The sequence below is a fragment of the Acetivibrio cellulolyticus CD2 genome (assembly GCF_000179595.2).
Classification (GTDB): Bacteria; Bacillota; Clostridia; order Acetivibrionales; family Acetivibrionaceae; genus Acetivibrio; species Acetivibrio cellulolyticus.
On record NZ_JH556653.1, the window covers coordinates 1,486,011 to 1,511,041 of the forward strand.

The window sequence follows — 25,031 nt, forward strand, 5'->3', positions numbered from 1 at the left end:
TAAGATGAGATATCCCACCGTAAGGGTAAGACCCCATGTAGACTACATGGTTGATAGGCCAGAGGTGTAAGTGCAGTAATGTATTTAGCTGACTGGTACTAATAGGTCGAGGGCTTGACCAAATATTTTACAGGTAGAAAAGGTCTTTTAAGAAGTCTTAATGAAGAAAATCCGCTTTTCATCTTGATTCCAACATTATATATTTTTGAAGGTGTATAACGATATTTGCGAGAGCAAAATATCGAACCTTAAAAAGTTTACAATTTTCTGGTGGTTATAACGAGAAGGTCACACCCGTTCCCATTCCGAACACGGTAGTTAAGCTTCTCAGTGCTGATGATACTTGGATGGAGACGTCCCGGGAAAGTAAGTCGCTGCCAGATTTATATCAAGACCTTATGGTTTACGCCATAAGGTCTTGTTTTATGTATCTAGATATTCTGATAAAAGTTTGCGATGTTAACCTTACATTCCCGTAGAAAATATCACATATAAACTGAAACGCTCTATGTAAAGATGTTTTACGATTTTTATAATTTTTGTATGTGATAACTTTATATCACATACAAAAATTACAATGACATGCTTATAAGGGTTTCGAATGTATGTGATATAAAGATCAGAAATTTAGGGTTAATTATGTTGTTATACACAAATTTAAAAAATAAAACATAATTCTGTGGATAGAATTATGTTTTAAACGACTTTATCCACAAAGCATTAACAAAAAGTTGAATATAAAAATTTTAGAGAAACCTTTGTCATTGAAATCTTTTATAGTATAATTGAGTTATCTATGAAAAGGAAATAATTAACGTTCATAAAGAATTAAATAAATAAGCATAGAGGGGGTAGTGAATGTGAGATTTATAGAAGCATTATCTTATTCAGGTGCGGATTACTTAATGAAACAAAAAGGTGAGAATCATGATAAAAGACGCATTTATTATTATGGTTTTCAAATAGTTATCGGTGCGGTTGTAAAGTTTCTTATTCTATTTATTTTAGCACTTGTTACAGGTACAATATTACCCTCATTTTTAATGGCTATTGTTTTTGCATCCCTTAGGATGCTTGCCGGAGGTTATCATATGGATACTTACGGAAGGTGCTTGGCGATATCAATAACCATGTTTATAGGTTTTGCATTAATTGCCAGGTATACATATAGCTATTGGAATGCGTATTATATAACAGTTTTTACAATTGTTATAATCGCTTTATCTGCCTTTTCACTGTATAAATGGGCTCCTTCAGACAATCCAAACAGACCTATTACTGAATTAAGTGAAATAAAAAAGTTTAAGAGACTATCTATTATATATCTGATTATATGGACAATAGCTGCAACTATACTTATATGGTCTAATTTATATTTGATACTCTTATCAATTACCTTTGGTTTATCGTTAGAGGTATTTTCCATAACACCTTTTGGGCATAGATTTTTTGATGGAATTAAAAATAATTTGGATAAGGTTAAGAAATAATAAGAATAGAAAAGCTTGCAATTAAATTAAAAACCTGCAAAATGCAGGTTTTTTTCTATTATCCTTTACAAATAGGGGGTAAAGTATTAAAATATTTAAAAGTATTAAAAAAAAATGAATTTGGCTTGAGTAGTTTCTGTCATATTCTATCGATTTTAAGGATTGGTTGATAATAAAATGAAAAAAGATGAAATGATCAAAGAGATTTTGGAACTAAAGAAAAAAAGAAATGCTGTTATAGTTGCGCACAATTATCAGGTTGATGACGTACAGGAGGTAGCAGATGTCATTGGTGATTCACTTGCGTTGAGCAAATATTGCGCAGGTGTGGATAAAGACGTTATTGTGTTTTGTGGCGTGCATTTTATGGCGGAGAGTGCTAAAATACTTTCGCCAGATAAAACTGTATTGCTTCCGGAAATAGATGCCGGATGCCCAATGGCGGATATGGTTACTAAAGAAGCATTAATTGAAGAGAAGAAGAAGCATCCGAATGCAACAGTTGTATGTTACATTAACTCATCTGCAGAGGTTAAGTCTGAATGTGATATATGTTGTACTTCATCAAATGCTATAGATATAGTTAGAGCAGTTAAGAGTAAGGACATTCTATTTGTACCGGACCAGAACCTTGGGAGTTATGTATCTAAGATGGTACCGGAAAAGAATATTATATTATGGAATGGATACTGCGTTACACATCATAGGGTTAAAAGTGATGAAATAGACAGAGTTAAGGAGTTACATCCGAATGCTGAAATATTGGTACATCCCGAATGTCAGCCCAACATTGTAGATGCTGCAGATTTTGCAGGCAGTACAAAGCAGATAATTGATTATGCCGCTAAATCTCCCAATAAGGATTTTATTATAGGCACAGAGATGGGAGTATTATTTAAGCTGAAAAAGGACAATCCTGATAAGAATTTCTACTTATTGTCACAAGGACTGGTATGTCCGAATATGAAGAAAACTTCTCTATCCAGTATTTACAATGCCTTGAATGAAATGAAATATGAGATAAATCTGGATGAAAACATTAGACTGAAAGCAAAAAAATCTTTGGATAATATGCTGGAGTTAAGCTAACGAGTGCTTTTTGACATAATTCATTTTTAAATGATTTATATAGAATTAACAAGTAATAAGTGCAAATTGGCATTACGTAAATAATGTGGCTTTGCAGCTTTCTAAGGGGGAAGTTGAAAGATTTGGATAATTACAGATACCTTATGGATTTTGATACCGATAAAATAAGAAAAGAGTATTATGACGTAATAATTATAGGAAGTGGAATTGCGGGAGTTTATACAGCTCTTGAGCTGCCGGATAAGTATAAGGTGGTCATACTTACAAAAGAGACTATAGATATCAGCAATTCAGTTTTAGCACAAGGTGGGATAGCAGTTTCTTTAGATAAGGAAGATTCCCCGGAATTGCATTTTAAAGACACGCTATATGCAGGTGCAGGTCTTTGTGACGAGAATAGTGTATGGGTTCTTGTAAATGAGGCAGCACAAAATATCGAGTCACTTTGTAAGTTTGGAGTCAACTTTGACAAGAAAAAAAATAGGGATGAATTGTCACTTACCAGGGAGGGTGCTCACAGTAAAAACAGAATTATTCATGCTGGAGATACTACAGGTAAAGAAGTTTGTGACAAATTGATTTCAATTGTTGAAACACGGAATAATGTTAAAATAAAAGAACGAACATTTGCAATAGATATTTTAACGGATAAGGATGTTTGTAAGGGTGTTTTGACATATGATGAAGATTCTTCAGAATATATTCTATATGTTTCAAATGTCGTAATAAATGCTGCCGGCGGATTCGGGCAGTTATATTCCAATACAACAAATCCAGAAGTTGCTACAGGAGATGGTGTTGGACTGGCATATAGAGCAGGGGCTGAACTTATGGATATGGAGTTTGTTCAGTTTCATCCAACAGTTTTATTTCACCCGGAAAACAAAAGTTTTTTAATCTCTGAAGCAGTTAGGGGCGAAGGAGCACTTTTAAGGAATGTAAGAGGCGAAAGGTTTATGCCTCAGTACCATGAGCTAAACGAGCTTGCACCTAGAGACATTGTGTCAAGAGCTATTTTTAGTGAAATGAAAAAGACCGATTCCGACTATGTTTATCTGGATATAACGTTTAAAGATAAAAATTATCTTGAAGAAAGATTTCCTAATATATATAAAACTTGTCTTACATATGGAATTGATATGTCAAAGGATTATATCCCTGTAGCACCAGCAGAGCATTACTGCATGGGTGGTGTAAAAGCGGATGTCTTTGGTCGTACCAATATATCAGGCTTTTTTGCATGCGGTGAAGTTGCTTGCAGTGGTATACACGGAGCTAACAGGTTGGCAAGTAATTCTTTACTTGAAGGGTTGGTTTTCGGACATAAAATCAGCGATGAAGTAAATAGAGTTTTGGGCGATAGAGGTGCCTACGATGAAACCTTTCATTTAAAGTATAGCATGAACCGTGCAAATAAAGAGATTGATAAAAAACAATTAAAGATGAACATACAAAATATAATGACAAAATATGTTGGCATTATAAGGGATAAAGAAGGTATGTTAAAGGCCAAAGGAATAGTTGATGAATGCTATAATTCAATAAATGAAATGGTTAATATAAGCATAGAAGATTTCGAAATTCAAAACATGGTATTGCTGGCTAAGCTAGTGATTGAGGCTGCTATTGAAAGGGAAGAGAGCAGAGGAGCTCATTATAGGACGGACTTCCAAAATACTGATGATATAAATTGGAAAAGAAATATTATAAAAAAGAAAAATTTAGGTAATAATAAATAATATGGAAGGGGCAATTAGATGTTTGCTTTATCGGATATAGATAATATTATTATAAATTCAATAAAAGAGGATATGCCGTCAGGAGATATTACTACCGACAATATTATTGATGAAAACGCAAAGTCTGACGCAAAAATGATAGCTAAGGATTCAGGTGTTATAGCCGGACTTGATATTGCAAAAAGAGTTTTTGAGTTGTTGGATCCAGATGTTAAATTTGAAAAGTTAGTAAAAGAAGGGCAATGGGTAAATAAAGGGGATGTTATTGTAACAATACACGGAAATACCAGAGCTCTTTTAAAAGGCGAAAGAACAGCATTAAACCTGTTGCAGAGACTATCTGGCATTGCAACAAAAACCAGGGGATATGCTGAAAAAATAAAGCATTTAAAGGCAAAAGTTGTAGATACGAGAAAGACAACTCCTGGACTCAGAATTGTTGAAAAGTATGCGGTAAGAGTGGGAGGCGGAACTAATCATAGATTTTGCCTATCCGATGGAGTATTAATAAAAGATAATCATATTAAAGCTGCCGGTGGTATAAAAAAAGCAATTGAACTTGTAAGAGATAAAATACCTCATACAATAAAGATAGAGGTAGAGACAGAGACTATTGAAGAAGTGTTAGAGGCAATAGATGGAAGAGCTGATATAATAATGTTAGACAATATGGGACTTGACATTATGAAAGAAGCTGTTAAAATAATAAATGGAAAAGCGATAGTCGAAGCGTCAGGAAATGTAAATTTAAATTCAATTGTTGATATAGCTGAAACAGGAGTAGATATTATCTCGGTAGGCAGCTTGACACACTCAGTAAATGCTTTTGATATTAGTATGAAAATAAGCTAAAAATACTCAGAAGTAATCAAATGAAAATTTTCGGAATATTTAAAATTTCAAATAGGACAGGATGTAATGACAACCTGTGGATAAAACTAAAAACTATCCACAATATGTCCACACTTATTCACATGCTATGAAATCATCGTCTGGAAACATGATTATATAAGGCTTTTTAAGCATATACATAAAAAAGATATCCACAAGCTTGTGGGTATTTTTTTTATTCTGGGGAAAAGTTTAATAGATTATTTAAGTAGTTTAAAGTTATATCGCGCATTCTTTATTGTAATAATCATAAAACAAAAGTGCTCTTTGCTACTAAAGTAATCAGCTTTACATTTAAAGAACTATACAAAATCCAAACATATATTCAGGCATTTTAAAATATGCTATAATCGAAATGAGGTGATTTTATTGTACCGACTAAAAGCAAAAAATGATTTTGTATTTCAAAGGATATTTGGGAGACAAGAAAATAAAGAAATTCTTATAAGTTTCTTGAATGCTATATTAATGCTTGAAGATGAAAACATCATATATGATATAGATGTTATGGAAAATACAAGACTTGAAAAGGATAGACCGGATGATAAATTGGGGATACTTGATATTAGAGCACGGACAAAAACTGGAACACAAATAAATATCGAAATTCAGATTGTTAACCAATATAATATGGATAAAAGAACATTGTTTTATTGGTCAAAGCTTTATACTGAACAACTGAACGAGGGTCAACCATTTATCGAGTTGAAAAAGACAATAACTATTAATATTCTTGATTTTGAATATATTAAAGTAGAAAATTATCATAGTGTATTTCATTTGTTGGAGGATTGCAACAAGGATTATAAGCTAACAGATGTGCTTGAAATAAGATTTATTGAACTTCCTAAGTTTAGAAAAATACAACCGGATATGAGTAAACCACTGGATAGATGGCTGTTGTTTTTAGAGGATTCGCCTAAGGAGGTGTTAGATATGGCTATGAAAGCTGAGCCAGCTATAGAAAAGGCACAAAAGGTATTAGAATACCTTGGAACAAACGAGGAAATACGAAGGTATTATGATTTGAGGGAAAAGGCAATTCATGATGAAATAACCCGTATTACTGGTGCAAGAGAGGAAGGATTGCAGTTAGGAATACAGCAGGGAATGCAACAACAAAGGTTTGAGGCAGCGAAGAAGATGATTAATGATGGCTTAGAGGATAAGCTGATTGAAAAGTATACCGGGGTATCTCTAAGTGAAATAGAAAATTTGAAAAAGAATATGTGAAAAAAATAAGAGATGAAGAAATAAATTCTCATGACAGATAATGAGGCATTTCGGGCAAAAATTAAAAAACGAAATTTCTTGGTAAACAGCCGGGAAATTTCGTTTTTTAGACTTTATAGTAAGGTCAATTGTTATTTGTTAATATAATTTATACTGATATCGGTATGATATTGATAATATTCCGATATCGGTATAATATATATATGAGGTGATCTTATTGAAATATATAAGTGTTAAAGAAGCCAGTGAAAAGTGGAATATCAGCGACCGAAGAGTTAGAGTACTTTGTAATGAAGGAAGAATTGAGGGAGCGGTTAAAATCGGTCGAAACTGGTCTGTTCCTACGGATGCTATTAAACCGGTTGATGCAAGGGAAGGAATTAGAAAAAAATATATTGGTTTGGAATATGATTATAGTTATATTGATTCACTTAAGGCAGCCATAGATAGGCATCGGCCTTTTTCAAAGACACTTGCAGATTCTCTTCATGAAAAATTGGTAGTCGAATGGACATATAATAGCAATGCGATTGAAGGGAATACACTGACTTTGTCAGAAACGAAGGTTGTACTTGAGGGAATTACAATTGGCGGCAAAAGCATGGTTGAACATTTGGAAACCATAAATCATCGTGAAGCAATCCTATTTGTCGAGGATTTAGTTTCAAACAAAGAAGCGCTTTCTGAATGGAACATCAAAAATATACATGCGCTGATTCTGAAAAAAATAGATGATCAGAATGCTGGAAAATACCGAACAGAAAATGTGGTCATTAGCGGCGCAAAACATATACCGCCTAAGCATTATGAAATATTTGATTTGATGCAAAAGCTCATTTCAGAATATAAGAACGATTGGCTTGATTATCATCCAGTTGTAAGGGCAACATTATTACATGGAGAGTTCGTGAAAATCCACCCGTTTATAGACGGCAATGGCAGGACATCACGGCTACTGTTAAATTTTGAGTTGATAAAAAGTGGGTACACACCAATTATCATAAAGAACGAGAACCGTGCAAAATATTATGATGTTATAGATTTAGCTCATACAACAATGAATTATAGACCATTTGTAGAGTTTATATCAGAATTGGTTGTGGAATCTGAGAGACTTTGGTTGTCAGTACTGGATTAGTATGAAATAGTATAAAAATTTACAGCCTAATGAAAAGATTGCAGAATGGGTTTTGGATGAATTGTAAGTTGCAAAAACTCCATCCGGAGACATGTGATTCCAGTATATTGAATTAGTTATATCGTAAGCGGTGGAATAAAAGACGTAGTGTAAAGACCTCCATAGCTGATATTCTAAATTAAATAAATGTAAAGAATATTAGTTGGAAGATTTCTTAATGATAAGAGATTAGATATTTAACACTTGAAAAAAAGTGGGAAGAAAGATTAGAGGTTTTTTAAGGTAAAATCAAGACACTTTAACATCCATCAAAAAGTTTAACATTATATTATGATAACACTTGCAGCTGTATTATTTTAATTCCGCTAACTACAGGCACTGGTACAGGTTTCCTCAGATCTACCAGCCACATCTCATTAGCTTGATTTTCCTCCAAACAAGTATTGCATCCTGAAAGGTATATAATCCTTTCGTCATGTAGCCAGCTGACTGGTGTGGAAAAACAGTTGGATACTGCATAGGTCTGATAGTTTCTTCCTTGAAGTTCTGCTATATTTATTTGAGAATAAAAACTTCCTGGTCTATAATTTGTTGAACTGTAAATAATCCTGGTAGAGTCCGTTGACCATTTAGGATAATAATCTTTTCCTTGAGGACCTGACGGTACTTGGTGTATTTTTCCGGTATTAATTTCAAGCGTATAAATAATTGATACACTTGCGCTTGGTGTTGTATAAAGGATAAAAGATCCATCTGGACTTAATTCTACATTATTATAAAAATTCCAGATATTATTGCCAATCTGCTTTTTATTTGAACCATCTTCCCTAATCCTATATAACTGTTTTATCCCAGAGCTGTCCGGGGATTGAAAAAGCAATTCTTTTCCATCAGGAAACCATTGGGGGTATGAGGAATCAGGTTGATCTATTGTAGTAATCTTCTTGGTTTGGATGTTATATATACTTATATTACCAGGAGTTACATAAACTAGCTTTATGCTGTCGGCAGACCAATTCATAGTAGAGTATTCTGTGCTCTGACCAAGCGATATAAGCTCTGTTGTCTCCTCGTTATAAATATAAACCTTGTTGTTCTCACCAATAAATGCAAGTTTTTTTTCATCTGGTGATACGTATGGTATTGATCCTGCATTTACAAATTGGCTTACAAGTACCTTCTCTTCTTTAACCTGAAAGTCAAAAGATCTAATACTATATTTCTCATTATCAAGGGAAGTAAATACAATTTTTCCTGATCCTAATGGTAGGAAATAAGGAATTTTGAGTTTTTCCCCGGTAAATAGAAATGGTGAGCTAATTTGATTTGCGTCACGGATAACATCCACCTGGGTATTATATCTCTGGGCTATATTCCAAAGGGTATCTCCGGGTTGTACAATATAGTAGTCGACTCCCGGCGGTATTTTAATCACATCATCTTGTTTTATGTAATATGGAGGTCGAATATTGTTTGCTTCAATAATTACTTTCAATGGAACTTTAAAACTCTTGGAAATACTGAATAAAGTGTCACCATGCTTAACCCTGTAGCAATTGACGCCTGGCGGCATAGCCAGCTGTAATCCAATATATATGTTAAATGGGAATTTCATATTATTAGCTTTAATCAGCGTATCCAAAGGTATTTCCCACCTTTTAGCTATGAGGTATAGTGAATCTCCTGGTTGTACTGTATAAAAAAACTGGTTCATATTGATCACTTGCCTATTCTTTTTATTCACTATACATAATTTATGTTGCATATGGGTAATCGGTTACATTTATCCCTATAAAATGTGTTATTATAATTGGTAGCATTTTTGGCAATTGTATTGGCATTGGTTATGTATACTCAGCTATTACCTATAAGTGATGCCGCAACAGGTATTACAGACCAAAGTACAAATGTATAGGTAAAAAATATTGGGATGGGAGAGTTAAAGCCGGATAATGGATGATCCAGAGTCTAGCAATGATAATGATTCTCCTGTAAATAGTGATAATAATTCTGTGGAAAGTGTAAACTACCTTGCTAAGCTGTTGGTCATGTTTATTGGGAAAAGTCGGAACCTAATTATAAGTAAGTTTTCATAAACTGACAAGAAATGTATTGAATTATTAAGAAAAGTAGTATAAAATTTATGGACAATTTAAATTTGTATTCTAAGTCAAAGAAGTAATATAGCAAAATAGTAGCTTTAGTATTGCAGTTAATATACACAAAAGGGGAGGATTTCTATTTGAATTATTGCATGCAGCGTGTTCTATTTTGTAGCACTTCATTAGCTTACAATAAAAAAATAATTAATTAAAATATAGGGGGATAAAAATGAAAGATTCAAAGAAAGCAATATCAAAATTGCTATTTATTGTTATTGTTCTTGTAACTAGCATTAATGATTCATCAAGTGTCGTATTAGGGAATTATTTAAATGAACAATTAAGTACACAGAGTAATTATGTTTCACAACTAGATGATAAAACCTCATTTAATGATATTTATTATTCCGAAGCAGTTTATAAGAAAGGTATTAATCCACCAATTAATATACAGAATGCTAATGAAGAAACTATAAGCCCTGCAACAGGAAATCTTGAAGTAACAAAAACAGATATAAGCCTAAAAGGCATTAATGGATTAGATTTTTCCTTGACAAGATACTACAATTTAAATGAATCTAATCTATATGATGTATATATGGGAGAGTCCTATGGAACATATTATGTTGATGGGGTAGCTAATACTGGGTGGATTCCGAGTCTCAAATATGGTGAAGAAACTGAGAAGGATGAACATTATAATATAGCAACAGGATGGTCTTTCGACTTACCATATATAAATGAAAATAGCTCTACTTTTGGGACTCTTTATTTGGGAAGTGCAGGTGCATGGCCTTTAAGGTTTAGAACATTTAGTTCAACAATTTCTATGTATCCAGTAGGAATAGTAACTAGTGGATATCCGTGCACTGAAATGGAATTACTTGCAAATTGCTATGAATATTATAATGGAGAAGCATACTCTCAGTATAAGCTTACATTTAAAGACGGTAAAGTTTTTTATTTTGATAACGTGGGGAGATTAATTTCAAAACAAGATAGATTTGGGAATGAAATAAAGTACTATTATTATTCCCATTACTATACAAACAATAACTTTAGACTGAAAAAAGTTATTGATACTGTAGGCAGAGAAATAAACTTTACATATGAAGATGAACAGATTTCGGTTAGTGTTGTAGATCCAAATGATCCTGACATTAAGATGAAAATAGACTATAACTTGGAAAAACTATTAAATAAAAATGGGAATCAATATATTTTGAACAATGTAGTTTATAATGGTATTACAGATAAAGATGATACAATAGTTAATTATGAATACGATATTAAGGAAGCTGAAGTTTTTCACAGACAATATAATAGTTCTGGAATTGGTAAAGATTATTACGCTTGTTTATCTAAAATAATTCAACAGACTGGAGCTGGTACACAGTTTAATTATATAAAAAGTAGAAAAAACATGGGACCTTATGGTGAAATGGATTTTTATAAGGTACTTGAAAGATATGATTTTGATGAAAAATATGCTAGTAATTTAAAAAAGTATAATTATAAAAAGTTCAACTATAAATATGATGGCTCCGGAGAATATGATGGATATCCAAATTATAAAGAGATACTGCCAGGTACAAAGACTCAAATATTAGATGATAAAAATAATAGTGAAATTTATACATTTGGTGATTTACTTCTATGCACCAATATTTTAAAGGAAGGGTCTAGCCAAAAAATTGAAACATTAAATGAGTATGAGGATATACAAGTTACTAAAAGAATAACAAAAGTATACAATAAAGATACTAATAGATACATAGAGAATATAGAGAACTTTGAATATAATGAACAGAAAGATCTTATAGGATATTGGGATAGTCAGGCAAAAAGAGACTCAAATGGAGAACCTTTAGATGATGAGCATAAGACAAGTTATATTTACCATAAATACAATTATGTAATTAATAAAAAATATAAAAAAGATGACAAGGTTACAATAATTGAAGAGTATTCCCCATCATCTAATGATGATGGAAAGTCAATTGAACTTGCTAGAATTTATGAAGAATATGAGCAGCCACAAGTTTTTGATGCGACAACTAATCCTGCACAGATAGAAGCTGGAGGAAAATTTACTTTAGCATTAGCCAATGATGGTAGTGTAAAGGTATGGGGTAATAATGATTATGGACAATTAGGTTTGGGTAATACACTCGAATATAAAAAGATTGCTACTATACCAGATCTACGTTATATAAAGCAGTTAGACGCTGGAACTGACCATGCAGTTGCACTATTGAATGATGGCACTGTGAAAGTTTGGGGAAAAAACGATTATGGACAATTAGGTCTAGGTGATTTAGACAAAAGGACGAGTCCGACAAAGGTTGAAGGTTTATCTGGGGTAAAACAAATTGCTGCTGGTCAGGATTTTACCTTGGTATTAATGGAAGATGGAACAGTAAAAGGTTGGGGGAGTAACGATTATGGACAGTTATGTAAACCAAGTGATGTTAAAATTGTTAAGACACCTATTGATTTACCTCAACTAAGCGATGTAAAAGAAATAGCTGTTGGAGGAAATTGTGCATTTGCAATATTGAATAATGGGACTGTAAAGGCATGGGGTGATAATGATTATGGCCAATTAGGGTTGGGAGATAAATTAGAAAGATCTACTCCTACTCAGGTTACTGGTTTAAGTAGCGTTAAAAAAATTTCTGTTTGTTGGAGTAATGCTATAGCACTACTCAATGATGGTACTGTTAAGGTATGGGGACATATAAATAATTATACTTTGCCGACCTCGGTGGGGGAATTAAAAAATGTAAAACAAGTAGGCGTAGGAGTATACAATTATTTTGTTTTATTACAGGACGGAAGTGTTAAAGGTTGGGGAAGTAATACACTTGGATCGTTAGGTGTAGGGGATACAGAGCAAAGAACCTTACCTACAAAAATTGATGGGATAGAAGGAGCTAAGCAATTAATTAATGGGAATGCCCATAGTTTTGTATTAATGCCTGATGGAAGTTTGAAAGGATGGGGAAATAATAGGAGTTACGAGCTAGCATCTTCTTCAGCACAATATGAATTAAAGAACCCTGTTACAGTTGAAGGTATTAGTATAACTTCGGCATTACAAAAAGTTTTAAAAAAACAGACAAAGTATATAAATGATTCTTATGGTAATGTGATTGAAAAACGTGATTATCTAGATGATTGGTCAAATTATATATCAACAAAATACAGTTATGATGATAATGTTACTGCTAGGAATGGACAATTTAACGGTGCATATTTGACTAAAAAGGAAGTATTGGAAGTAAAAGATGCTGATGGGAACTTGGTAGAAGATAAGAATGGAAGTAAAACAGGGACAGTTTATGAAGATTACAAATATAACTATTATGGTCAAATGACCGATTATATTGATGGAAATGGTAAAACAACAGAGTACACTTACGATTTATTAGGAAGAGTTTTGACTACAACACTTCCTGATAATGGAGGCAAATCAAAAGTATTAGCTTATGATGATACATTAAACACAGTAACATCAACAGATGAGAACGGAAATAATATCAGGTATGATTACGATGGATTGGGAAATCTAAGTTATGAACAGGTTTATGATACAACTACCAGTACATACAAAAATGTACATCAATACTCCTACGACTCACAGTGCAAGCTCGATTGGGAAAAGGATTTAGCAGGAAGTGCATATACAGACTATACGTACTATACTGATGGTCGGCTGAACACAAAGGTAGTAACAGATTATAGCAACAGCAATGCTTTGGTGTATCAGGAAACATACACCTATAATGATGCAACGAGTGACAATTATTCAGTTGTGACAAAAGTTGTTAAAGGTGATACAAATTCACCAGATATAACTACCAAGTCCTATATAAACAAGCATGGAAGGTTGGAAAAGGTTGAGAGACTTCATACTGAAAATGGAGTCAGCAAGACTTATACCGACGCATTCAAGTATGATTATATAGGCAATAAGACTGAGGAACTTGCAGCAAGGGCTTCTGATGAGGCGTGGGCTGAAACTTACACGGCAAAATACGATTATGATTATGCCGGAAAAGTCGTAAAGCAGTACAATGTAAGCGGTGATTATATAACTACTGCATATGATGCCTTGGGAAGGGTAAAATCTGTTACTGATATAAAAGGCAGCAAGGCAAGTCCTACATATTCCACTACTTATGAGTATGACAATCTTGGAAGGGTAATAAAAGAGAAAATTCCATTTTCAAAGAGTGGTACAACTACATATTACACTGTTAAAAAGCATTACTATGACAGAAATGGAAATGTTATCTGTGAAGCAATTTCCAATAACAAACCCGGTAGTACCGATAACTTTAGCAAAACCGAATATAAGTATAATTCGAGAAACCTGCTTGAGACAGTTATAACTTATGATGCAGGTGTTGCGGAGAATTATACTCAATATTATTATGACAGCGTTGGAAATAAGAAAAGGATGTACACAGGTCTTTGGAGTCCGCTTGTTATTACAGGACTTGATGCAGTAACTGTAGGTAAGGATGAAAGCTATTCGATAACAAAATATGATTACAATAGTCTTAACCTGATGTCAAAAATGACGGATCCGTTGACAAAATCGGAAAGTTACACTTATGACCTTGCAGGAAGGTTGAAAACCAAAACGGACAGGAATGGAAATACAACTACCTTTAATTATGACGCATTGGATAATATAAAATCAAAGACTGTTACCAATAGTGCTAGTACAGTATTGGGAAGCTATACTTACAAATATTGTATAACTGGTAACATGTCCCAAATGGCAGGTGGTGGCACAACGGTTACCTATGTATATGATGATCTGGGCAGATTAACAAGTGAAACGGATACGTTAAGTGGAACAGTGAAAACATATAACTATGATGCGAGCAATAACCGAAAATCGTTAACTTTAAAGAAGGGAACAACATCCCATATAATTACAACTTATACTTATGACAAGTTGGATAGACTTGATTTAGTAAAAGAGAATGGTACAACTGTAGCGGATTATGGGTATGATGCCAATGGAAACAGGCTGACTCTAGCGTATTCAACCAATGGAAATAGCACGAGTTATATATATAACCTCGCAAACAAATTAGAAACTTTAACAAACAAAGTTGGTACAACTACATTATCCCAATATACTTACACATATTATCTTGATGGTAATCAGGCAAGTAAGACTGATTCTGTATCAGGCAAAGCTACAAGTTATGTTTATGATGATCTTGGAAGGCTTAAAACAGAAACCGAGGCTGCTAGTGGTATTACAAGTGCAACAAGAGTATACACTTATGATGACTATAATAACAGAAAAACTCTGAGTGTAGATGGAGTGTCTACTACAAATTATGAATACGATAAAAATAACAGGTTAACTTCTGAATACAAATCAGAAACCAGATTTTTAAGTGATATGGATTGGGTAAGTGCTACAAATGGTTACAGCCCAGTAGAAAGGGATATGTCCAATGGTGAAGGAGCAGCAGGGGACGGAAAGGTAATAACATTAAACGGAGTAACCTATGAAAAAGGATTGGGAGTACATGCAAATTCCGAGATAGTGTACAATCTTGGAGGAAAGTACTCAAGATTTATATCCGATATAGGAATTGATGATGAAGTAAATAATGGAGGTGTGAAGTTCAAAGTATATCTGGATGATGTACTTGCATTTGATAGCGGTTATATGGACTGGACTTCTACTACACAATCATTGAACATAAGTGTTGAAGGTAAAAATCAGATGAAGCTCGTTGTGGACTCCTGGGGAGGAAATTCCTATGACCATGCAGATTGGGCAGGTGCAAGACTTAGATATCCTTCTTCAACAACGGTGGAGGCTACAACATACACATATGACAATAATGGTAATCAAACAATTAAATCGGTTGCTACACAAGGAAGGGCTTACTTAAGTGACATGGTACCGGTAAGTTCAACAAATGGGAATGGTCCATTAGAAAAAGATATGTCCAGTGGAGAAGGTCTATTGGGAGATGGGCGTGCAATAAAGCTAAATGGAGTAGTTTATGAAAAAGGATTAGGAGCTCATGCAAATTCTGAGCTAGTATATAATCTTAATGGTCAATACTCTAATTTTATATCAGATATAGGAATTGATGATGAAGTCACTATTGATGGATGTGTAAAATTCCTTGTATACGGTGACGGTAAGCTTTTATATGATAGTGGAGAAGTAAAATATGATGCTGCAACGAAGAATGTAAATGTAAGCGTTACAGGGGTACAACAGCTAAAGCTGGTGGTCGATTGTCTAGGATGTTTATACAGTGACCATGCAGACTGGGCAGGAGCAAGAGTTGTAACCACAGGAGGAACAAGCTCTACAACATATGCATATGGTGATGGATTTAACCAATTGACAAAGGTAACTGAAGGAACCAATGTATATTCATATACCTATGGTGGAGATGGATTAAGGCTAACCAAGACTGTAAATAGTGTTAAGACTATCCATGTTTGGGACGGTCAGCAGATGGTAGCTGAGTTAAACAGCTCAGGTACTGTAACTAACAAGTATATCAGAGGTATTAATCAAATATATGTGCAGGATTCAGCAGGAACTAAAAAGTTTTACCTCTTTAACGGCCATGCCGATGTAGTTCATTTGACAAATACTAGTGGAACTGTTATAAAGAATTATGACTATGATGCATTTGGAGTGGAGAAGAGTCCGGATTCAAGTGATGTTAATCCGTTTAGGTATTGTGGCGAGTATTATGACAAAGAGACAGGCACTATCTACTTAAGGGCTAGATACTATAATCCGGGTACAGGTAGGTTTATAACTGAGGATAGTTATTCTGGAAAAGCCAATGATCCATTATCCCTTAATTTATACATATATTGTGATAATAGCCCTATTATAAGAGTTGATCCTAGTGGTTTTGATAGTTACATATTCTACGATCCTTCAGATGATAAGCTTGTTGATGTATCAGAGGCTCAAGAAAGGTCATTGAATCTGAAATATGATACACCTGTACATAGAATTGCCGTTAATGGAGCGGAACAGCTTAAAGAGAACTGGGACAATATGGGTATAGGGAAAGATGGAAAAAATTTTTCCATCGATGAAGTGGTATTGATATTCCATGCAAACCCTAATTCTATACGTATTTCAGGCAATGGTCGATTGATTACAGATGCAGAAAGTAAAGATATTCCTTCAGATGGTGTTAGAAGACGATTTCCAGAAACCTCAGGTGATGTATATATTCGAGAGTTAAAACAGAAAAATATCAGGAAATTATATTTATTTGGTTGTAATTCAGGCCACTTAGATGTGAAGGATAACTGTGCAAGGACTTTTTTAAGATACCAATCAGGTATATGGCAAGTTGATGCTTGGGATGGAACAATATCAACATTGAAGGGATTTTCTGCAATACTTCCATGGGAACAAGAAGGTTTTTATGAATATGTTCCAGAGAACAAGGTAAACATTTTTGGACAAAAGAGAAGTCCGCGTGGAAGAATAAGCTATACTCGACTTGGAATTTTATGATTTTTGGAATAGAATAATATTGCCGGAATAAAGATAGTGTAAAGTGAGATATGAAAATAGAAAGTAATGAAATTTACTCTCGCGAACCTTGAAAAGTGAAAATATTCCTCTGGAATTAAGTTGTTTGATCCCTTCCGCCACCCTTGACAGCATGAAAAATCAATGCTCTGAAGTTATCACCGACGGCGAGAAACTCAAAAACAGATAGTCTTCACCGTCTTATTCACAGCAGTATAGCATTGATTTGTCACACTATCAAGGGCAGGTCCAAAAGCAAAGTACGCTTTTGGATGGCTAGTTTTACCTCGGCTCAAAATCTAAAAACAGATAGTTTTTAATCAACCTGAGATTTCTGCATTTCTAAAATGGTTTTTTGACCAAGGTAAATAAGGACTTGCCACTTGGCAGGCATGTTCCCGGCATCTTTAAAGGCATCCAACTCGTTGAGTGGTTTCCAGTAATTATACGGATGAGGACGTAGAAAGTTGTAATAAGCAACCCAGAGTGATACGCCATAAAGAGCACCATTTTCACATCCATAACCACATGTGACACGGTAGGAGTATTTGAATGTACGGTTTAAACGTTCAACAACTTGTTTAACCCATCGGAATTCTGTTGATACGGCATCATCATTAGTAAGACCAATAACTTGGGTAACATCAAAATCCCAGTTGCTTTGGAGATTACATTGCTGGCTGGCAAGGGGATAAGCACTGTATCCATCTGCAATAAATTTTAAAGCTTTTCCCGGAAAGGTTTTGAACTTTTCAAAAGCCATACGCATTGCAAGAATACATGGACCTACAGCACGGTTATCAGAAACCTGATATCCAAGTATAGATTTTTTGCAAGCATCCATGATAATCCATACGTAGTGCTTGATACCCTTAACTTTTATATAGGTTTCATCTGCAGAAAGAATTGTGGAAGGTTTGTAGTCAAAGGTATCTGTAAAGGGTTTGATGACAGCTGCAGCCGTCATAGCATAGTTGGCTACCATAGTATGGGAGATATCAATACCGTGAATTTCTTTTAAAGCGTGAGAAGTCTGTCTGGTAGATAACTTAAGATTGACATGATAAGTAAGGCACAATCCCATGATGTGCGGATTGAACTTTTTGAAACTAAAGTTAATAGCAGATTTGGGGAGCTCATGTAAGTCCATCTTAAAGAAATCTATAGTGAATTCACGATAGAGATAATGGAGCTTGTATTTATTCTTATCAGCAGCTTTTAAGTCTTTGGGCAACTTGGAAAGATTCCGTTGATAGTAGGAGCACTTGGTATTTGTACATTTGTGAATGCGAAAATGTTTCCGGTCTTTCTTGGCAACAAGGATATGCCCGCAATAGGGGCAGCGTAAAGCCAACGGACGATTATAGATATTAGTTTCGTTGAAACGCTCATCACAAACTTTGCAATAAAACTGACCTTTTGAACCGTTATTTTTATAAAGATACTGATGAGGAGCACCACAGCGGGGACAAACAATAGTTTCTGAGAAAAAAGCTTGGGATCTACGCTTTACAGGTCCGACAATTATGCCATATTTGTGTTGATAATACGCAAGAAGAAACTGATAATCTATTTTTTCAGTAATAAATATCTTTGGAAGTTTATCAACCTTGAATTTTTGGTATTCGGGACTATGAGAATCATCAAAAGCCCACTGCTTAAGAGGAATATATTTTGCAATAAATAAAATTAATAGAGAAATCTGTTTCAGTAGGTATTGATTATATGATAGTAAATAAATTATAATTGAGTTCACAATGACACTTTCCTTCCTGGATTTTGTGGTGTGAGAATCTCAATTATACAGGAAAAGAGGGGGTCATTGTTTTTTTTATTTAAAAAAACTTGAAACCCTTGATATATAGGATATTTAAAATTTAAAATGTGTAACGAAGTTTACACAAACATCTAATCTACAGGGGGAAATAGAATGAAAAAAAAGTTAAGATGTAAAAACTGTTTAGTAACAAACACTTGTGAAAACACTGTAATTGACGAAAACAGCATTTGCAACCACTGTAATGATCTCAAAAAGGGTAATAAACCAACAACAAAACATCTATTATCAAAAGATGAAAAACAAAAATATGTTAATGATTTAGATAACATATTAAAAAATGCAAAAGGTAAAAAGGATTATGATTGTATCGTTGGTTTTAGTGGTGGTAAAGATAGTATATATTTGGTCTACAAATTAAAGAAGGATTACCCAAATCTAAGAATATTAGCAGCTACAGTATCTGTTGGATATGTTTTTAATAAAAATGCGGAAAAGAATCTATCTGAAACACTTGCAAAGCTTGATATAGACCACGTTACAATAAAGCCAAGAAATGAATTTTATAAAAAGTTCTTTACATATCTATTGAATAACCGTTTGCCAGGTGGGTACAAGAAGGGTTCTTATGATTCAGGCGTAATTAATAAAGAGAAATCATCGCTTTGTGTTTATTGTCATGGAATAGTTCATGATATTTTATTGAATTATGCTGCACAAAATGAAATTCCATTACAAATAACAGGTGCTTCGCCAGCGCAGCCGCTTTATTGGTTTTATAAACAAGATGAAGAGGAACTTAGTAAACCAAATATTCCATTCTTTATGAATGAGGAGCCATTTAATGAAAGAGACAGGTTGTATTGTTGGGATCCTAATAGGTATCCAAATCTCGAGAAATTGCCAATTGCTCTTTTCCCCTTTCATGTATGGGATTATGATCCAGAAAAAGTAAGACAGATAATTTTTGAAGCCGGATTGATTTCGTCACATAAAAATTCATCAATCCTTAAAACAAATTGTTTATTGAATCCTTTAATGTCTTATGTTGACTTGAAGATAGATGGCAATTTTAATATGCTGCCCTATATAGGTTTTTTGATTCGAAACGGTTTTTCTCGAAAGAAAGATTGGGAATCTACAGTATTTTTTGTTGAAAATATACTTCTAAGATTAAAAAATCCATCAATTAAAAAACTTGAAAAAGACTTCGGCATAAATGTTGATGATTTGGTTGAAAAGTTCAAATATCAGCAAATTAAAGCAAAATAATCGATAAGAGGCAGATTTAGTTTTGTTACGAAGCGCTAGAAACTCAAAAAGCACTCAGGAGCTTTGAAAACTAAGGTTTTGAGTGCTTGGTTTTTGTGCTATATATTAATACACATAGAATAAATAATGGGCCTCTTCTTAAATAAACCTATTGATTTTTGCCTGTCAACTTTGAAGCCTGACCAGTCAGTATAAATAAGTTATATAACCACTCTCCATTTTTGCCAGCATTCGGTCTATTTGTGAAATTATTAATCCTACTGTATAAATCTGTATGCAATTTTAATTGTACTAACAGCATTTGATTACATTTTATGGTTATGGTATAATCTGTATTAATACTTGCGTATGAGGTGAACCTTTATGAATAAACGCTTTGGAATTATGCAAATTGTTGTCGCTTCGATTTTGGTAATTGGTTTGGTTATAACATTAAACCAATTTTATGGGCGTATGAAAGCCAAAAGCACTGATGATAATGTAAATATGCTCGCCCAAAATACTTCTATTGCGCAAGTATTTTATACACCTACTCCCCAAATAACTGATGCACCAACACTTACTCCGACAAATATGAATTCTAGTAACATAAACGCCCCTTTTAAACTTAACCGAGATGAAATTGCAAATTTAGTAAGCCAAGGTGTTATTAATGATTCAAAATATTCTGTCAAAAAAATTATTTATGGTGAGAAAGAATTTTATACAAAAGATTTTCCCGGTAATATCTTTTTTAAGAATAAGAATAGCTCAAAAGAGGAACTTTTGTTTGAAAATAAGTGTTTGGATTTTTATATCGATCACGACGTGTTGTATACTTTATCAGAGGATCAATATTTATTTAAATGTTTTCTTGACAGAGAAAAAATAGATCCTTACAAAATGTTTGATGATGATACAAAAGTATCTGCTCTGTTTGAAGATAAGAATATTTTATATTTTTACACTCCATCTGGAGATCTATATAAAATTGAGGAAAGTTCTTCTACCCGAAAGTTGGCACATGATTTTGGAAAACTCTACAAAGTAATAAATGACTGGATTTATTACTTTCCGATAAAAAATGGTGAGATTCTCGAGACAAGACCGCAATACCATGGATTTCCCGGCAAGGAAATAGTCTTGAAGTGTGTAAGAAATAATGGAGAAGAAGAAAAGATAGTATATAAAGATTACAACTATCAAGGCTGGCAAGCTGATATAAAGTTAATATGCAATGATAAGGATTGGATTTATTACCACACAATAGCATTAGGTTCAGGGGGTTCCGGTGAAGGAATGATGAATCCTAACTTTGGCTTGTTTGGCAAAATGAAAATTGGCAGCAGCGAAAAAACTGAATATAAAGAATTCAGAATGTATAAGCCCATAGAAAAAGATGGATACATATATTATATTTCTATTTATCCTTGGGGTTCTACATTAGAGACTGAACGCAAAGAAACAATTAAGAGAATTAATCTTAAAACTTTTAAACATGAGCCACTTTTAGAAGTGGACAATTGGGTAGAAAATAGGAGTTTTACAATATTTAAAGACTGGATTTATTATATTGCTGATGATGGATTTGCAGAAAGAGTTAAGTTGGATGGAAGCGACAAACGTAGAATTGATGCCGGCTTTCCAACTCAAGATGGTAGTTTTCCAATTCAATTTATACCGGGATATATAAATGATAATGGTATGGTTAAAAAAGTTCTAGCAACTGCGTATAAGGAAGAAAAGCTCGGGTCTGATCAAGGAATTCAATATAGTACCAGGATCAGAATTTTCGATGAAGGAATGAAGGATGTATTCCCTGGAAAGATTATGAACATCCCTGAAATTATCGATTTGGAAAGAATTGAAGCTATAACCCTTCATGGGAATAATTTATACTGGAAACTAGGGGATGAATATTTTGGGTATAACATTGAGTGAAAAGGTATGCTGATATTTGGAAAACTATTGCAAAACCACATAAATACGTTGATGTCGGATCATAATAGAATATGTAAAGGCCGTAATTAAAGTTCGTAGCTTTTCCCACAAACCTAATTACGGTCTCAAATAATTTAAGTAAATATAGCTTTCAGTTAAAATTTATACGGACTGTTTTTGTCCCTGATATTTGGATATAAATCAATTTTCTCAAGTGCACCTTTTATCTCATCTTTAAATTCACTTACAATTATTTTGGGGTTATTTAAAGTCTCATCGGCACAAGTAAATTCACCCTTTGATTTATCGGAAAGATAATATTTAGCTTGAGACATTCCAGTCAAAATGTAGTAATTTTCATTAGGGTTTGCTTGGTCGCTAACATCTTTTGAAAAAAATAATATAACTTCCTCTCCCTCTTTAAAATCAGGATATTGCTCTATATCAATAACAGTATCACCATCCTGACCCTCATCAACTCTCAATAATATACTGTTACCATAAGGTTCACCTTTAAATATCTCACTAATTTCTAGCTTTATGTCTGTCTGGAGCTTTTTGTCGCCATCTATACTCCATTTACTTGGCAACTTTCCTTTCACAGTCCCTCTTACAATAACATCAGCCAAATTAATAAGTTCAGTTCTACTATATCTTTCTGGTCCAACTGTTTTTTCATTGTTTTGACGTATTTCTTCTCTTGTAGGCCTAAACTTGGCTTTTTCAAGCTCATCTTTTATTTCATCTCTAAAATTATTCGGTTTTATTGTCCACTTTGCCCAATTATACTTATTTACAAATTCATTGTTAGAGTTGTCTGATGGAGAATACTTACCCTGCATCGATCCAACCAACCTATAAGAGTTTTCATCATTTACCTTAATATCTTTGACTTTATACAAAAATAATATAACTTCCTCACCGTATAAAAACTCAGGCTCTAATTCATCTTTAATATATATTCCATTTTCATCATAGCCCCTTTGTATCAGCACTAATACTTTTTCTTCCTTAACTTCACCTTTATAAATATCAGAAATTTTTATGGAACAATTTGTACAAAGCACACTCCCATAACGCTTACTAGGCAAAATTTCATCAACTACGCCCCGTACAATAATGTCAGACTGATACACTAAATCATTTTTACTAAATACGGATGGTTCTCCAAAAATTCCGCTACTATTTATCTTCTTCGTTGCAAAATCAAAATTTGTTTTAATATTAGCAGTATTTCCTTTCTCATCCCAGGAAATCTCCGATTCTAATGCTTCTGCACAATATCTCACCGGTATATAAGTTCTTCCGTGTTTTACAATTGCTGTCGTATCCATTTTCTTTGCTTGTCCATTTACTGTCATTTCATCCGAATCAATAATAAATTTAATTTTACTATTGTTTAAAGCAATGCTAACCGTTCTACTTTCCTCAATCCACTCAACATTTGCCCTCATCCATTCAGCAACAAATCTTACGGGAACCATTACACGGTTGTTATCATCAATAAACGGCTTTGCATCCTGGAAGTAAACCTCAACACCATTAACTTTTAATTTAACCTCAGTTTGACCGGGCACACTTACAGCAAATCCAGAAATTAGTATCCCTAAGAGAAATAAAAAAAATATCTTTTTCATTCAAATGCTCCCTCCTACACTATTTAAGAATATTCCTGTATAACTTCTCTATACAAATAACTTTATAATAATTTACATAAATACTCATATAGAAAGTTATAATTTCTTATATTATGTAAAATTTATTATCTATTCTGATATTATCAATATAAATATCTAATGTCAAACAGCTCTACAAAATACTTCCACCCTTTCAAGCACCATACATGCCTTTCTCCAACACGAGCTGATTCTATTGTGTAATATATTCGTAATTTGAAATGAATTACCTGATGGTTTATAATTTTCATAATGGAACTGTTGGAAAATTCTTGTTTATATTAATAATTCTAAATATTATGAATAATTGATTTTAGGCATTTGCAAAATGACTTAAAAAATCAGATGTAAAAAGTTAGAAGAGATGTAAAATGGACTTTGATAACTTAAGAGGGATATATGTTAGTGATTTGACTGAAAAACCAGAACCTTGTTGATGAAATTACAGCACAAATAAGCTTATGTATAAGACATAAGTTTCAAGAGTAAGTTAGTAAATCAAGCGATTAAAGGTTTTAAACTACGTATATACTTGTGCTCATGAATTTTATCTGCAAGTATTACAGTAATTAGTTGTGTGATACCTGCGAGATATAAATCTGCTTTAATAGTTAGGTTGTCTCTTGTTTTAAGATTACCACAGGCCATAGGCTCCTTAAGGTATTGAATGTTTTTTTCTACTACAGTCCTAATTTTGTAGTCAGAAATCCATTCGTCAGAGCCTCTAATCACACCTGGATACATGCGTTTATCCATGGCAGGAGATGTGAAGGTTACACGACCGCAAGGCTTGCCATTACAGGGGTTATCACAAGAAGTAACCCATTTACCTTTAATTAGTTTTGCCTGTGGGCACCGCCATTTGAATCTTTCGATTCTTCCTTCTTCTCGGCTCCAGCCATTTGGTTTCATTGGTACAGAAGAATCTTTAGAGCAAAGTGGCCAACCATCATCATTGTATTTAATAGGCGGAAGATTAGGGTTTGAATTTCTGGAATTCAAAAGTATTAGAGCCCTTTGAAACTTGAGTTCATCTAAGAGCAATGTGTAGGTATCGCACGTATCAAAAATAGAATCACCAAGGAAAGTGCTTGGTTTAAAATCCGGGTGAAGAGTAAAGAAGTCTGCAAATACTGGTTT

Annotated in this window: 13 protein-coding genes, 1 rRNA gene and 1 pseudogene; 11 read left to right on the forward strand and 4 right to left on the reverse strand. The window is 33.6% G+C overall.

The window, feature by feature from the left end; genetic code table 11:
• Positions 1–266: 266 nt before the first annotated feature.
• The 7 genes from rrf (at position 267) to ACECE_RS27000 (ending at position 7,580) form a co-directional block, all read left to right on the forward strand.
• Positions 267–383: ribosomal RNA gene (gene rrf, locus ACECE_RS0208630) — 5S ribosomal RNA — on the forward strand.
• Positions 384–860: 477 nt separating this feature from the next.
• Positions 861–1,490, forward strand: coding sequence for an accessory gene regulator ArgB-like protein (locus ACECE_RS0208635; RefSeq protein WP_010246671.1), 630 nt, complete (start codon positions 861–863; stop codon positions 1,488–1,490).
• A 177-nt stretch (positions 1,491–1,667) separates the two neighbouring features.
• Positions 1,668–2,579, forward strand: a complete 912-nt coding sequence (gene nadA / locus ACECE_RS0208640) for a quinolinate synthase NadA (RefSeq protein ID WP_010246673.1) — start codon at positions 1,668–1,670, stop codon at positions 2,577–2,579.
• A gap of 122 nt (positions 2,580–2,701) precedes the next feature.
• A complete protein-coding gene (gene nadB / locus ACECE_RS0208645; protein WP_026073758.1) occupies positions 2,702–4,318 on the forward strand; it encodes an L-aspartate oxidase in 1,617 nt (538 codons plus the stop codon).
• 18 nt (positions 4,319–4,336) lie between these two features.
• Positions 4,337–5,170: a carboxylating nicotinate-nucleotide diphosphorylase gene (nadC, locus tag ACECE_RS0208650; protein WP_010246676.1), complete on the forward strand. Its 834-nt coding sequence runs from the start codon at positions 4,337–4,339 to the stop codon at positions 5,168–5,170.
• Between the two features lie 399 nt (positions 5,171–5,569).
• Positions 5,570–6,442, forward strand: coding sequence for an Rpn family recombination-promoting nuclease/putative transposase (locus ACECE_RS0208655; RefSeq protein WP_407636647.1), 873 nt, complete (start codon positions 5,570–5,572; stop codon positions 6,440–6,442).
• Between the two features lie 217 nt (positions 6,443–6,659).
• Entirely contained in the window at positions 6,660–7,580 is a 921-nt protein-coding gene (locus ACECE_RS27000) for a Fic family protein (protein ID WP_010246679.1), read from the forward strand.
• A gap of 328 nt (positions 7,581–7,908) precedes the next feature.
• Here ACECE_RS27000 and ACECE_RS27005 read toward each other — a convergent pair whose 3' ends face one another.
• Positions 7,909–9,222, reverse strand: coding sequence for a LysM peptidoglycan-binding domain-containing protein (locus tag ACECE_RS27005; protein WP_010246680.1), 1,314 nt, complete (start codon positions 9,220–9,222; stop codon positions 7,909–7,911).
• 310 nt (positions 9,223–9,532) lie between these two features.
• Between ACECE_RS27005 and ACECE_RS31025 the strand changes: the two genes are divergently transcribed.
• Together ACECE_RS31025 and ACECE_RS29215 are read left to right on the forward strand one after the other, a co-directional pair.
• The gene (locus ACECE_RS31025) at positions 9,533–9,676 is read left to right on the forward strand and encodes a hypothetical protein (protein WP_162862507.1); all 144 of its coding nucleotides are present in this window, start codon (positions 9,533–9,535) and stop codon (positions 9,674–9,676) included.
• 235 nt (positions 9,677–9,911) lie between these two features.
• Positions 9,912–17,228 (forward strand): NPCBM/NEW2 domain-containing protein, encoded by a 7,317-nt coding sequence (locus ACECE_RS29215; RefSeq protein WP_010246681.1) that lies wholly within the window; start codon positions 9,912–9,914, stop codon positions 17,226–17,228.
• Between the two features lie 334 nt (positions 17,229–17,562).
• Here the strand turns inward: ACECE_RS29215 and ACECE_RS0208680 are convergent, their stop codons facing one another.
• On the reverse strand, positions 17,563–19,002 hold the full coding sequence (locus ACECE_RS0208680) for a DDE-type integrase/transposase/recombinase (protein WP_010246682.1): 1,440 nt from the start codon (positions 19,000–19,002) through the stop codon (positions 17,563–17,565).
• A 174-nt stretch (positions 19,003–19,176) separates the two neighbouring features.
• Here ACECE_RS0208680 and ACECE_RS29220 point away from each other — a divergent pair, with 174 nt between their 5' ends.
• Both ACECE_RS29220 and ACECE_RS0208690 read left to right on the forward strand, forming a co-directional pair.
• Positions 19,177–20,295 (forward strand): adenine nucleotide alpha hydrolase family protein, encoded by a 1,119-nt coding sequence (locus ACECE_RS29220; RefSeq protein ID WP_010246683.1) that lies wholly within the window; start codon positions 19,177–19,179, stop codon positions 20,293–20,295.
• 363 nt (positions 20,296–20,658) lie between these two features.
• Positions 20,659–22,215 carry a DUF5050 domain-containing protein gene (locus ACECE_RS0208690; protein WP_010246684.1) on the forward strand — a complete coding sequence of 519 codons (1,557 nt, stop codon included), beginning with the start codon at positions 20,659–20,661 and terminating at the stop codon, positions 22,213–22,215.
• Between the two features lie 155 nt (positions 22,216–22,370).
• Here ACECE_RS0208690 and ACECE_RS29225 read toward each other — a convergent pair whose 3' ends face one another.
• The gene (locus ACECE_RS29225; RefSeq protein ID WP_010246685.1) at positions 22,371–23,852 is read right to left on the reverse strand and encodes a copper amine oxidase N-terminal domain-containing protein; all 1,482 of its coding nucleotides are present in this window, start codon (positions 23,850–23,852) and stop codon (positions 22,371–22,373) included.
• 537 nt (positions 23,853–24,389) lie between these two features.
• A pseudogene (locus ACECE_RS0208700) lies at positions 24,390–25,031 on the reverse strand (ISNCY family transposase); the annotation flags it as partial.